The following is an 11821-nucleotide window of genomic DNA, read 5'->3' as shown; positions in this document are numbered from 1 at the left end:
TCACGCCGTCTTCAAATTCCCTTCGAGACCTCTGCGACGCAGGAGCGCAGCCAGGTGTGGGCGGGGTCGGCGCGGCGGCGTTCGTGCCAGAGCATCGACATGGAAAAACTGGGCAGCTCGAGGGGCGGTTTGACCAGGACCAAGTCGAGGGATGGGGCAAAGGTGCGCGCCACCCGCTCGGTGAGGGTGAGGATCGTATCGGTTTGCTGCACCATGTGAGGCGCGGCCAAAAAGTGGGGCACCTCGATGGCGATGCGGCGGCGTTTGCCCAGCCGTGCCAGCGCGATGTCGACCACCGCGCCCGCCTCGCCGCTCGGGGAAACGAGGGCGTGTGGCAGTGAAACGAAGGTGTCCAGATCGAGCCGGCGACGCGCGCACGGGTGGCCTTTTCGCAGGACGCAAACGAAGCGCTCGCGAAAGAGGCTCTTGGCCAGAATGCCGCTGGGCGTAGCTATGCCGATGGCCGGTATGTCGAAATCGGGAATGCCGTGCTGGGGCAAACCCAACACGAGATCGGCCCGGCCCTCGGTAAGCGAGTCGCCCCACGGGCGCGGGTCGGAGATGATGCGCACGTCGACGCCGGGCGCCTCGGACCATATGCGCGCGAGGAGCTTCGGCATGAGGACCAACTCGATGTAATCGCTGGTGCCGATGGTGAAGCGCATTTGCGCACTCGCCGGATCGAAGGGGGCGGGGCTGGCCACGATGCGGGCGATATCCGCCAGGGCCCGCTCGAGCGGCCCGAGCATCGCCTCCGCGCGCGGCGAGACGACCATACCCTTTCCCGCGCGCACGAGCAGTGGATCACGCAGCTTGGTGCGCAGCCGCGCCAGAGCATGGCTCGTGGCCGATTGGGTGAGCCCGAGTCGCTTGGCCGCCCGGGTGACATGGCGCTCGACGAGCAGAGCATGGAGTGCGAGCACCAGGTTCAGATCCAGGCCGCGGAGGTCGCTCGCATCGAGATGCATGTCATGCATGGTTCATATGTCTATCATTGATTGGATACATGCCAGGGCGCGCCGTAGCTTTTGGGCATGTTCGTCATTGCTGGAGTCTCGGGAAATACGGGTTCGGTCGTCGTCGATACGCTGCTCGCCAAGGGCAAGAAGGTGCGCGTCATCGTGCGCGATGCCAAAAAGGGAGAGCCGTTCCGTGCGCGCGGCGCGGAAGTGGCCGTGGCCTCGCTGGAGGACGTGCCGGCGCTGACCGCAGCGCTTCAAGGTGCGGAAGGGGCTTACTTCCTGCAGCCGCCCGACGTGACGGCGACGAACTTTCTCGCAGGGCGCATCGCCTTCGCCGACGCCGTGGCGCGCGCGATCGATGCGAGCGGCATCCCCCACGTCGTTTTCCTCTCGTCGATTGGCGCCCATCGCCCCGACGGAACGGGGGTCATCGTCTCGCTCTACAATGCGGAGCAACGGCTCGTGCAGACGCAGGCCAAGGTGACCTTCGTGCGTGCCGCCTACTTCGTCGAGAACTGGGCCGGCTCCCTCGCGGCGGCTGCCGCCACGGGCAAGCTGCCCACGTTCATCGAGGCCGATCGCAAGCTGCCCATGATCGCGACGCGCGACATTGGCTCGGTCGCGGCGCAGGCGCTGCTCGAGGGGCCGCCCGCGGAGCATGTCCAGATCATCGCCCTCGAGGCTCCGCGCGCGTACTCGCCGCGTGATGTCGCGGAGGCGGCGGCGCGTGCGCTCGGCCGACCCGTGGAAGCGGATTTCGCGCCCGCGGAGGCCATCGAGCCGGCGTTTCAGAGCTTCGGCATGTCGGCGGACGTCGCGCGGCACATGCGCGGAATGTACGCTGGGATCAACGGCGAGGTGGTGCGCTGGGCCGGTGCAGGCGAACGGCACGTGCGCGGCACGACCGAATTGGACACGGTCGTGCGCGCGCTTCTGCCTTCGACGTGATCAACGCTTCGCGACCAACTCGATTTCGACGCGCGCGCCGAGGGGCAGGGCGGCCACGCCGATGGTGGTGCGCGCGGGATAGGGCGCGGTGAATTGCTTCGCGTACACCTCGTTCATCGCGGCGAAGTCGGCCATGTTCGTCAGGAAGACGTTGCACTTGACGACGTTGTCGAACGTGAGGCCCGCCGCGGTGAGCACGGCCTCGAGGTTCTTGAAACATTGCAACGTTTGGTCTCCGACCGAGCCTTCGACGAGGCGGCCGGTGGCGCTGTCGAGCGGGGTCTGTCCGGACAGGTAGACGTAGGGATCCGTATCGACGGCGTGCGAATACGGACCGACGGAAACCGCATTGGGGGCGGTGATGGATTTGCGTGCCATGAGCTGCATGCTCACACCGCTTCTGGCGCCGGCGCAACCTCCTTCGAAGTAGCTCAGCGGCCGAAGCGCTCCACCACGAAGTCGACGAAGGTCCGCAATTTTGCGGGCACCGGCTTTTGCGGTGGATACACGATGTGCATTGGAACCTCGGGCAAGGGATGATCCGGCAGCACGCGCGTCAATCGTCCCGCGGCGAGGTCGTCCGCCAATTGGAACTCGGGCTGAAGGGCAATGCCCATTCCTCGCACCGCGGCGGCGCGCAGGGCCTCGCCATTGTTGATCTTGAGGCGCGCGCGGATCTTCACGGGCTGAGCGGCCCCGTTCGGTGTTTCGAGCGGCCAGACATCGCTCCACGAGCCATATGCGTGCCCCATGCAGGTGTGCCGCGTGAGGTCTTCAGGGCGCTTGGGGATGCCGCGCGCGGCGACGTAGTGCGGTGACGCGGCGAGGATGAAGCGCACGCTGGCCAGGCGCCGCGCCACGAGGCGCGATGGCGCAAGCGGCCCGACGCGCACGGCGGCGTCGAACCCTTCCTCGACCAGGTCGGTGTAGTGGTCGTTCAAGATCAGCTCGACGCGCATGTCGGGGTAGCGGGTGAGGTAATCGGCAAGCGCCGGGGCCAGGCGGCACGCACCGAACGAGGCCGTGGTGGTCACGCGAAGGAGGCCCCGCGGCGATGCGCGGAGCTCGTCGGCGGTGCGATCCATGGCGTCGATTTCGGCGAGGACGCGCGCGCACCGTTCGTAATAAAGGCGCCCGAACGAGGTGAGACGCTGCGTGCGGGTGGTGCGCTGAAGAAGCTGCGCGCCGACGCGTTCCTCGAGGGCGCGCACGTGGCGGCCGACCATGGCGGGCGTCATCCCGAAATCGCGCGCGGCCGCAGCGAAGCTGCCGCGATCGACGGCGCACACGAAGAGCGACATGCCGGTGAGGCGGTCCATGATTCGATACCAATAGTACGGAATGAAGGTACTCGTTCGAAGATTATCTCGTGCGAGGACAGGATCTATCCATGGAGCATGTCGAGAATCATTCCTCTAGCCTTGGTGGTGCTCGCGGCACTCGTGTTTGGCGCCTGCTCGCGCAACGAGCCCAAGCTGACCACTGCGACAGGAGCTTCCGTGAAGGCGAATCCCGTTCATGAAATGCGTGTGGCACTCACCGTGGACGCCTACGACGAGGCGCTTCGGTTCTATCGCGAGGGTTTGAAGATGCGCGCCGTCGAAACGTGGGATCGGCCCGACGGCAGCGGGGCGATTCTCGATGCGGGCCTCGCCACCTTGGAGATCCTTTCGACGAAGCAAGTGGAGCGCATCGATCGCATCGAGGTGGGGCGGCGCGTCTCCGGGCCGGTGCGCCTCGGGCTGGACGTGGAGGACCCCGAAGCCGTCGCGCGGGCCTTCGAGGTCGGCGGTGCCGAGCGCATGGCGGGACCGGCGGCGGCGCCCTGGGGGACGACGTTTCGGATGCGCGCGCCGGACGGCATGCAGTACACGCTGTACGCCGGCCCGGGCGAAAAGACCGGCACGACGATCCGCGAGCTGCGCATCGCGTTGACCGTGGACGAGTACGAACCGGCGCTCCGCTTTTACCGCGATGGACTCGGGCTCCCACTACGAAAATCGTGGGCCGAACCCGAGGGAAGCGGCGCGATTTTCGAGGCAGGCAGGGCCACGTTGGAGCTTCTCTCCACGAAGATGGCCGAATCGGTCGATCGCATCGAGGTGGGGCCGCGTGTGGCCGGGCCCGTGCGCGTGGCGCTGGAGGTCGACGATTCGGCGAAGACCGGCGAGGCCTTGATGACCGCGGGCGCGCAGCTGCTCGGCGGGCCGGTGGTGACGCCGTGGATGGACAAGAACGTGCGCCTGCGCGCGCCGGACGGCATGCAGTACACGCTGTTCACGAAGCACGCGCGTTAGAGCATGTCGCGGGGTGCGGCTTCGATGGAGGCCAGGACGGCGCGGGCTTTGTTGCGCGTCTCCAGGGCCTCGTCGGCGGGGACGCTGCCTTCGACGATGCCCGCGCCGGCCGTGACGTCGAAGCCTTCGCCGCGGCATACCGCGGTGCGGATGGCGATGGCGAAGTCGAAATCGCCATGTTGCGTGAGGTAGCCCACCGCGCCGCCGTAGATGCCGCGCGGACGCGTCTCGAGCTCGCGGATGATCTGCATGGCGCGCAGCTTGGGCGCGCCGGAGAGGGTGCCCGCGGGGAACGCTGCGCGAAAGGCTTCGAGCGGCGGGACGCGCGCGGGATTCACGCGGCCTTCGACCTCGCTCACGATGTGCATGACGTGGGAGTAGCGGTCCACTTCCATGTTGCGCACCAGGTGCACGCTGCCGATGTCCGCCACGCGACCCACGTCGTTGCGGCCTAGATCGATGAGCATCACGTGCTCGGCGCGCTCTTTGGGATCGCCCAGGAGCTCGGCCTCGCGCGCGGCGTCTTCGTCGGGCGTGCGTCCCCGCGCGCGGGTGCCTGCGATGGGGCGCACGGTCATCACGCCGTCTTCGAGTCGAACCAGCGTCTCCGGGCTCGCGCCGGCGATCTGCGTGCGCGCGGTTTCGCCCTCCGCGGGTGGAAAATCGAGAAAGTACATGTACGGCGACGGATTGAGCACCCGCATCGCGCGGTACACGTCGAAGGGATCGCGCCCGGCGCGCGGCACGTGGAAATTGCGCGCCAGCACGATTTGAAACGCGTCGCCCGCGGCGATGTACTCCTTCGCCCGCCGCACGATGCGCTCGTACTCGGCATCGTCCATGCTCACGGCCATGTCGGCGGGCAGCTGTGCGCGGTCGGGCAGCGCAATCCGGCGCAGTGCACCCGGTGCCGCGAGATCGCGCTCGGCGCGGTCGACTTCTTCTTCGGTCTCCGCGGCGATGGTGAAGGTCTGTGCGAAATTGTCGAACACCACCACGGTGCTCCCGCCGACGAAGCGCGCGAGTGGGGCCTCCGTGCCCGGCCACGTTTCGACCTTGTCGATGGCATGCACGAGGTCCCAGCCGAAGTAGCCGACGTGCGCGCCGGCGAGGCGTTCGGCCGGGGTGCGCGGCTGGACCTTGCTCGCGAACAGGGCGCTCGCGACCGAAAGGGGATCGCCTCCGCGCGGAGGCGCCGAAAACGGCGCCTCGCCGCGCACGCTCCACTGGCCATTGGGCAGCAGGGCGGCCTCGTAGCGCGGCCGGTAGCCGAGCATCGAGAGACGCCCCCAGCGTTCCCCGGCGACGACGCTTTCCAGCAGAAACGACGCCGTTCCCTCGGCGGCGTCGCGCAAGAGCGCGTACGCCCGCACCGGGGTCAGACCATCGGCGACGAGCGTCCGCGTGACGAACGCCGTCACGTGGTGCCTGGGATACCGAGGATCTTCCGCGCCGTCTTCGGATCCGCCGGCGTGCGCCCGATGCTGCGCGCATACTGGGCCGCGCGCAGCACGAGCGGGGCGCTTCCCTCGGAGAGCACGCCCTTCGAGAGGTAAATGTTGTCTTCCAGGCCGAGGCGCGCGTGCCCGCCGAGGCGCATGGCCAGCTCGGTCATCGGCTGCTGGTGCCGGCCCACGGCCGCGACGGCCCACGAGGCTTCCTCCGGCACGAGCGTGCGCATGAAGCGCACGTGCTCCTCGCGCGCGCCGATGGCGCCCGGCACCCCGAGCACGAATTGGAAGTGCAGCGGTCCGGTGAGCGTTCCCTCCTTCACCAAGAGCAACGCTTCCTCGATATGCCCCACCTCGTAACACTCCAGCTCGGGCACGCTCCCCGCCTTGCGGATGCGCGCGGCCATGTCCCGAATCTCTTTCCGCGTGTTGATGAACACGTCGTCGCCGAAGTTGATGGTCCCGCAGTTGAGGGTGGCCATTTCCGGCCGGCACGCGAGCGGCCCCGCGCGCTCCTCCATCGACATGCCGACCGCACCGCCCGTCGTCGTCTGGATGATGCAGTCGGTCTTCGCGCGGATGGCTTCGATGGCCGCCGCAAAGCGCTCGGCCGATTGGGTCGATGTCCCATCGTCGTTGCGCACGTGCAGGTGAATCACCGCCGCACCTGCCTCGCGACAGCGGGCCGCTTCGTCAGCGATTTCTTGAGGAGTTATGGGCAGATATGGGGTCTGCGCCCGGGTGATCTCGGCCCCGACGATGGCCGCCGTCAAGACGATGTCCGGCGGCGGGGTGGGGGTGACGATGGGCTCCGGATCCGGCGCCGGGCCCGCGGGAAGGGCCGGCATGTAAAGCTCTCGCGCCTTTCGCTGCATGCCCTTGGGCACCACGCACGTGCCGGTCGCCCGGCAGACGACCACGTGGGGCTCCAAAAGGTCGGCTGCGCTCGGGGGCAGGCCGGACTCGCGCAGGTTGGCGATGACCTTGCGCGCCTCGAAGCGCATCTGCCGGCTGGTGTTGCCGACGGTGAGCAGCTCGGCTGTGGCCTCGATGTAATCGCCGGCGAAGACCGGGGCCAGAAACTCCACGGAATCGTAGGCGCGGAAGAGGCCTTCGTCCCCGTCGAGGCGGATGAGGAGCTCGGTGGCGAGATCCCCGAAGAGCGCAAGCATGCGCGCCCCATCGACGAGCTCCCCAGCGTAATGCGCATCGTGCGACGACATGCGAAGGCGCAGCGTGACCTTCAAGCCAACCATGCCACCTTAAGTATCATGGTGAGCCCGTTCCATGAGAGACCTGTTGACACGACTTACCGCCATGGCCGAGGACTTCATTGCCGGGGCGGTCGCCCCGTGATACCTAGCGCATCCTTGTACCGCGCCATCGTGCGCGGCCCCCGAGTCTCCGGTAACGCTGCATGACGCTCGTCGAAGCACGCAATCTCCCGTCCCACGTCGGCATCATCATGGATGGCAACGGCCGTTGGGCGCAGCAGCGCAATTTGAGCCGCGTTCGCGGTCACAAAGAGGGCTCGCACGCTGCCCGGCGCATCATCCGAGCGGCCCGTCGCCTTGGCCTCCGCGCCCTCACCCTGTACGCCTTCAGCGAGCAGAATTGGGCACGCCCGGAGGACGAGGTGGACGCCCTCATGGAGCTCCTGCGCGAGTTCCTGCTGTCCGAGCGCGAGGAAATCCTCGAAAACGGCATCCGGCTCAACGCCGTTGGCAACCTCGGCCGCCTGCCGGGCCTGGTGCGTGCCGTGCTCGACCCGCTGCGTCGCGAGAGCAAGGAAAACCACGAGATGACCCTCACGCTGGCCTTGAGCTACGGCGGGCGCGAGGAAATCGTCAACGCGGCTCGTGAGCTGGCCCGCAAGGTGGCCGCCGGCACCTTGGCGCCCGAAGACGTGACCGAGCAAGCGCTCCACGGGCTGATGCCGAGTCTTCAGGTGGGCGATCCGGACCTGATCATCCGCACCTCGGGCGAGCGGCGCATCTCGAATTTTCTTCTGTACGGGCTGGCCTACTCCGAGCTTCACTTTGCGGACGTGCTCTGGCCCGACTTCAGCGTGGAAGACTTTTACCAGGCCATCGCGAGCTACCAGGCCCGCGAGCGCCGCTACGGCCTCACCGGTTCGCAGATCGAGCACTTGTCGCTTGGTCCGCAGCATCCGGCAAACGGCACGTCGGCAGGATCCGGGACCGCCTCGCAAGCGGGGTTGGGGCGCCCGGCCGATCGAGCGGAGGCGGCGCGCATCGCCGTCTGATCGAAACGATGGCGGTCACCAAGTCGAACCTGGCGATGCGCCTTTTGACGGCGGCCGTCGCCGTCCCGGTCATCCTCTTCCTCCTCTACAAGTGCCCGCCGTACGCGTTTTACTTCCTCGCGTTTCCGGCCGCCTTGGTGGGGAGCTTCGAGCTGTTCTCGATGACGCACCCGGGGGACCGGGTCTCGCAGATCGTCGGCGTGCTTCTCTCCGCGGCGGCCTCGCTCCTCGTTTGGTTTTACGGCCACGACCCGCGCGTGCTCCTCACGATGCTCGTTGCGATCCCGCTCCTCGGGCCGCTGCTCACGTTGGTGCGCGTGGGGGACATCTCCTCGGCGGCCTTGCGCGCCTGTGCGATGGGTTTCGGCCCGCTCTTCGTGGCGTTGCCCATGACCATGCTCGCGATGCTTCGCCGAGACATGCAGGACGATGGGCCGGGGTACGTGCTCGTCACGCTGATGTTCGCGTGGCTGGCCGACACCGGTGGCTATTTTGCAGGCCGTTTCCTCGGCAAACACAAGCTCTACGAGCTCGTTTCTCCGAAGAAGACCGTGGAAGGCGCCGTGGGTGGCTTGGCGGGCTCCGTCGTGGGGGCGCTCCTCGCGAGCCTCGTGTATTTGCCGGCGTTTCCGCTGGCGCACTCGATTCCCCTCGCCATCGTCGCGAGCGCGCTGGGCCAAGCGGGCGACCTGGGGGAGTCCCTTTTGAAGCGCTCCACCGGCGTCAAAGATTCGGGCGCCATCGTCCCGGGCCATGGTGGCGTCCTCGATCGCATCGACGCCCTGCTCCTCACGAGCACCGCCGTGTACTTGTACACGTTGTGGGTTCACCACTAAGCCGAAGGCCGAGATTCAACCGCCAAGGCGCCAAGGCCGCCAAAAGAGGGATGAGGGGCGAGCAACGCCTTCTCACGCCCCTCCAAACCTTGGCGTTCTCGGCGTCTTGGCGGTTCGAATCCACCAATGGGACCCATTGGGAGAAACGAGACCACTTAAAAGACGGAACGCCGGCCTTTTGACGGGCCGGCGGTTGCCGCGGCTTCCTGGACGGGGCACCGTCCGGAGGCACTACATCTTTTGCGAGTAGAACTCGACGACCAGCTGCACGCGGAGCGGGAAGAGGACCGCGCCCTCGTCCGGGAGGGACGAGATCGTGGCCTGGCGCTTCGTGCGGTCGACGTCGATCCACGGCGTCTGGAAGCCGTCGGCGACGGGGAAGGCTTGCTCGACGGCGGCGTGGATCTTCTTGCGATCACGCACCGTCACGACGTCGCCCTTCTGGATGCGGTACGAGGCGATGTCGACGCGCTTGCCGTTGACGAGGATGTGCCCGTGGTTGACGAGCTGGCGGGCGGCCGGGATCGTGCGGGCGAAGCCGCAGCGGAAGACGATGTTGTCGAGACGGCGCTCGAGCAGCTCGATGAGCTTCGGCCCCGTGTTACCGGCCGTGGTCTTCGCCTCGTGCATCAAGTGACGAAGCTGGCGTTCGCTCACCCCGTAGTTCATGCGAACCTTCTGCTTCTCGAGAAGGCGCACCGCGTACTCGGAGAGCTTCTTGCGCGCCTGACCGTGCTGGCCGGGGGGATAGGGCCGGCGTTCCGTTTTCTTGGGGGACAGACCGGGGAGCTCCGTCCCGAGCTTCCGCATGATCTTAACGCGCGGACCCGTATAGCGACTCATTGCTCAAATTCCTCCAAACATTTCAACCGTGCTCCGGCAGGATATGCCGGTCCTAGGAAGCCGGCGGCGCAAGGTACACGGTTTTTCAGGAAAGGAGAGCACTTTTGGCACGAACGACGTCGTCGACAAGTGCTTTTTCCAAACGAGCCACTTCTCCGTAGTTTGGCAGCCGTATTTCGTGCATCCCGCTAACGAGCTGAACCAGAGACTTGTAGTCCGGCGCTTGAGCTTTCCAGTTCGCCACCGGGAACGTTTCGTAGAAACCCGACGTCAGACGCGAGGGCGTCAGCACGGAAATCCTCGCCTTTGGGTGCCAGAGCTGAAGATGCCAGAAACCGCGGGTCACGAAGTACTGGAATTTCCGCCCTCCAAACAGCCGCACCTCCCAGTCCTCCAGCACCAGGGCCAGATCGCGTTCGCGCGGGTCGTGCGGGGGAGGGGGCCAGTCGGTTCCGTGCAGCCGGTTGCGGAGGTCTCCGTCCACGGACAGCGGGCGCTCAAGGACGACGGTCGTGCGGCTGCTCATTTTCCTCCGATCCGGCCCGTTTTTAGGTCGAATGTGAAAGTGAAAATCATATTCATCAACTGCTCGCATCTGAGTTACCTTCGGCGCACCTGTCAAGGGAAACCGATTTGGGCGAACACCTCCCATGTTTCCGGGATGTTTCGAAAAGCCATCTCGCTCGAACGATCCCGCTGGCGAAAGCGATGGCCGATGTCTAGAACGAGCCACACATTTTGAACCGCCGCTCGTCGCGTAAGCGACCCCCCAACCGCACCGAAGGCGACGCCATGCGTCGAAATCCACCGATGACCGACTCGGAAAACAAGCCTGTTCCCGTGCCCCCGCCGTCGCGCACGTCGCTCCCGTCGACGACGACGAAGAAAGAATACGACTTTTTCGGAGTGATTCAGGACTACCTCGACGAGGCCGCGGCCGCGGCCAACCTCGAGTTGTTCGTCCGCACCATCCTGAGCCAGCCGAAGAACGAGATCATCGTCAACTTCCCGGTTCGGATGGATAACGGTGAGGTCAAACTCTTCAAGGGCTACCGCGTCCAGCACAACAACCTGCTCGGACCGTTCAAGGGTGGCATCCGCTTCCATCCCGACGTCAGCCTCGACGACGTGAAGGCCCTCGCCGCGATGATGACGTGGAAGAGCGCCCTCATGCGCCTCCCGTTCGGCGGTGGCAAAGGCGGCATCAAGTTCGACCCGCACAGCGTCACGCCCCACGAGCTGCAGAAGATCACGCGCCGGTTCACGCATGCCCTCGGCATGAACATCGGCCCGGACTACGACATCCCCGCGCCCGACGTCGGCACCAACGGCCAGACGATGGCGTGGATGATGGACACGTACTCCAACATGATCGGCAGCTACCAAAAGCAGAGCGTGAAGGGTGTCGTGACCGGCAAGCCCGTCGCCTCCGGCGGTACGCTGGGTCGCGCCAAGGCCACCGCGCAAGGCATGGTCTTCTGCCTCATCGAGTGGGCGAAGGAGCACAACTTCCAGCTCGAAGGCAAGACGATGACCGTGCAGGGCTTCGGCAACGTCGGCTCGCACGCGGCGGTCATCCTTGCGCGCCTCGGCGTTTCGACCATCGCGGTCGGCGACCACACGGGCTACCTGTTCAACCCGGAGGGCTTCAACGCCCACAAGCTGCAGGACTACGTCCAGCACCACGGGTCGATCGCGGGCTACCCGGGCGGCAAGCCCATCTCGCGTGAAGAGTTCTTCGCCACCAAGGCGGACATCTTCGCCCCGTCGGCGCTCGAGAATCAGATCAAAGAGGCCGAGGCCCGTCAGCTTCAGTGCACGGTCATCGTGGAAGGCGCCAACGGCCCGACCAACCCGGCCGGCGAGAAGATCCTCGAGGAGCGCGGCATCACCATCCTCCCCGACGTCCTCGCGAACTCGGGTGGCGTCACCGTCAGCTACTACGAGTGGGTGCAGAACAAGCGCTCGGAGAGCTGGACGGAGGAAGAGGTCGACGAGAAGCTCGAACGCGCCATGGAGCGTGCCTACCGCGAAGTGAGCGACTACGCGCGCAACAAGAAGGTGAGCCTGCGCATCGCCGCCTATGCCATCGCGCTCTCGCGCATCGAGGCCGTGTACAAGGAGCGCGAGATCTTCCCCTGAGGTAAAGATCGCGCGATCCCGTGCCAGTTTGCGAAGGGCTCCTCCGAAACGAGGGGCCCTTGGCATTTTTTGCGCA

At 66.3% G+C, this 11821-nt stretch carries 12 protein-coding genes and 1 pseudogene; 5 read left to right on the top strand and 8 right to left on the bottom strand.

The annotated features are described in order from the left end of the window. Positions 1-11: 11 nt before the first annotated feature. Positions 12-977 (bottom strand): LysR family transcriptional regulator, encoded by a 966-nt coding sequence (locus LVJ94_40455; GenBank protein WXB03165.1) that lies wholly within the window; start codon positions 975-977, stop codon positions 12-14. Between the two features lie 57 nt (positions 978-1034). Here LVJ94_40455 and LVJ94_40450 point away from each other — a divergent pair, with 57 nt between their 5' ends. Then, positions 1035-1910 carry an NmrA family NAD(P)-binding protein gene (locus tag LVJ94_40450; GenBank protein ID WXB03164.1) on the top strand — a complete coding sequence of 292 codons (876 nt, stop codon included), beginning with the start codon at positions 1035-1037 and terminating at the stop codon, positions 1908-1910. Here LVJ94_40450 and LVJ94_40445 read toward each other — a convergent pair whose 3' ends face one another. Both LVJ94_40445 and LVJ94_40440 read right to left on the bottom strand, forming a co-directional pair. Continuing rightward, the gene (locus LVJ94_40445; protein ID WXB03163.1) at positions 1911-2297 is read right to left on the bottom strand and encodes a Rid family detoxifying hydrolase; all 387 of its coding nucleotides are present in this window, start codon (positions 2295-2297) and stop codon (positions 1911-1913) included. A 44-nt stretch (positions 2298-2341) separates the two neighbouring features. Continuing rightward, entirely contained in the window at positions 2342-3229 is an 888-nt protein-coding gene (locus tag LVJ94_40440; GenBank protein ID WXB03162.1) for a LysR family transcriptional regulator, read from the bottom strand. Between the two features lie 78 nt (positions 3230-3307). Here LVJ94_40440 and LVJ94_40435 point away from each other — a divergent pair, with 78 nt between their 5' ends. Further along, positions 3308-4207 carry a VOC family protein gene (locus tag LVJ94_40435; protein ID WXB03161.1) on the top strand — a complete coding sequence of 300 codons (900 nt, stop codon included), beginning with the start codon at positions 3308-3310 and terminating at the stop codon, positions 4205-4207. Here LVJ94_40435 and LVJ94_40430 read toward each other — a convergent pair. The 3 genes and pseudogenes from LVJ94_40430 to LVJ94_40420 form a co-directional block, all read right to left on the bottom strand. Further along, positions 4204-5628, bottom strand: a complete 1425-nt coding sequence (locus tag LVJ94_40430) for an anthranilate synthase component I family protein (protein ID WXB03160.1) — start codon at positions 5626-5628, stop codon at positions 4204-4206. The genes LVJ94_40435 and LVJ94_40430 overlap by 4 nt on opposite strands. Continuing rightward, positions 5625-6506, bottom strand: coding sequence for a 3-keto-5-aminohexanoate cleavage protein (locus LVJ94_40425; protein WXB10792.1), 882 nt, complete (start codon positions 6504-6506; stop codon positions 5625-5627). Before LVJ94_40425 ends, LVJ94_40430 begins: the two co-directional genes overlap by 4 nt. Positions 6507-6515: 9 nt before the next feature. Then, a pseudogene (locus LVJ94_40420) lies at positions 6516-6914 on the bottom strand (hotdog fold thioesterase). 161 nt (positions 6915-7075) lie between these two features. Between LVJ94_40420 and uppS the strand changes: the two are divergent. Together uppS and LVJ94_40410 are read left to right on the top strand one after the other, a co-directional pair. Further along, positions 7076-7924 (top strand): polyprenyl diphosphate synthase, encoded by an 849-nt coding sequence (uppS, locus tag LVJ94_40415; GenBank protein WXB03159.1) that lies wholly within the window; start codon positions 7076-7078, stop codon positions 7922-7924. Positions 7925-7932: 8 nt separating this feature from the next. Further along, on the top strand, positions 7933-8760 hold the full coding sequence (locus tag LVJ94_40410) for a phosphatidate cytidylyltransferase (protein ID WXB03158.1): 828 nt from the start codon (positions 7933-7935) through the stop codon (positions 8758-8760). Positions 8761-8991: 231 nt separating this feature from the next. On the opposite strand, the gene rpsD is transcribed toward LVJ94_40410, so the two are convergent. Continuing rightward, positions 8992-9603, bottom strand: coding sequence for a 30S ribosomal protein S4 (gene rpsD, locus LVJ94_40405; protein WXB03157.1), 612 nt, complete (start codon positions 9601-9603; stop codon positions 8992-8994). Positions 9604-9688: 85 nt separating this feature from the next. After that, on the bottom strand, positions 9689-10198 hold the full coding sequence (locus LVJ94_40400) for a hypothetical protein (GenBank protein ID WXB03156.1): 510 nt from the start codon (positions 10196-10198) through the stop codon (positions 9689-9691). A 215-nt stretch (positions 10199-10413) separates the two neighbouring features. Here LVJ94_40400 and LVJ94_40395 point away from each other — a divergent pair, with 215 nt between their 5' ends. Continuing rightward, positions 10414-11745 carry a Glu/Leu/Phe/Val dehydrogenase gene (locus tag LVJ94_40395; protein ID WXB03155.1) on the top strand — a complete coding sequence of 444 codons (1332 nt, stop codon included), beginning with the start codon at positions 10414-10416 and terminating at the stop codon, positions 11743-11745. Positions 11746-11821 lie beyond the last annotated feature (76 nt).

Source organism: Sorangiineae bacterium MSr11367, assembly GCA_037157805.1.
Taxonomy (GTDB): Bacteria; Myxococcota_A; Polyangia; order Polyangiales; family Polyangiaceae; genus Pendulispora; species Pendulispora rubella.
The sequence above is the reverse complement of the archived record's forward strand: the minus strand, read 5'-3'. Positions and strand labels throughout refer to the sequence as shown.

What these genes read in the sequence shown, in the direction of transcription:
- LVJ94_40455 (WXB03165.1), bottom strand. Translation starts at nt 977, where the DNA reads ATGCATGACATGCATCTCGATGCGAGCGACCTCCGCGGCCTGGATCTG.
- LVJ94_40450 (WXB03164.1), top strand. Translation starts at nt 1,035, where the DNA reads ATGTTCGTCATTGCTGGAGTCTCGGGAAATACGGGTTCGGTCGTCGTC.
- LVJ94_40445 (WXB03163.1), bottom strand. Translation starts at nt 2,297, where the DNA reads ATGCAGCTCATGGCACGCAAATCCATCACCGCCCCCAATGCGGTTTCC.
- LVJ94_40440 (WXB03162.1), bottom strand. Translation starts at nt 3,229, where the DNA reads ATGGACCGCCTCACCGGCATGTCGCTCTTCGTGTGCGCCGTCGATCGC.
- LVJ94_40435 (WXB03161.1), top strand. Translation starts at nt 3,308, where the DNA reads ATGTCGAGAATCATTCCTCTAGCCTTGGTGGTGCTCGCGGCACTCGTG.
- LVJ94_40425 (WXB10792.1), bottom strand. Translation starts at nt 6,506, where the DNA reads ATGCCGGCCCTTCCCGCGGGCCCGGCGCCGGATCCGGAGCCCATCGTC.
- uppS (WXB03159.1), top strand. Translation starts at nt 7,076, where the DNA reads ATGACGCTCGTCGAAGCACGCAATCTCCCGTCCCACGTCGGCATCATC.
- LVJ94_40410 (WXB03158.1), top strand. Translation starts at nt 7,933, where the DNA reads ATGGCGGTCACCAAGTCGAACCTGGCGATGCGCCTTTTGACGGCGGCC.
- rpsD (WXB03157.1), bottom strand. Translation starts at nt 9,603, where the DNA reads ATGAGTCGCTATACGGGTCCGCGCGTTAAGATCATGCGGAAGCTCGGG.
- LVJ94_40400 (WXB03156.1), bottom strand. Translation starts at nt 10,198, where the DNA reads ATGCGAGCAGTTGATGAATATGATTTTCACTTTCACATTCGACCTAAA.
- LVJ94_40395 (WXB03155.1), top strand. Translation starts at nt 10,414, where the DNA reads ATGACCGACTCGGAAAACAAGCCTGTTCCCGTGCCCCCGCCGTCGCGC.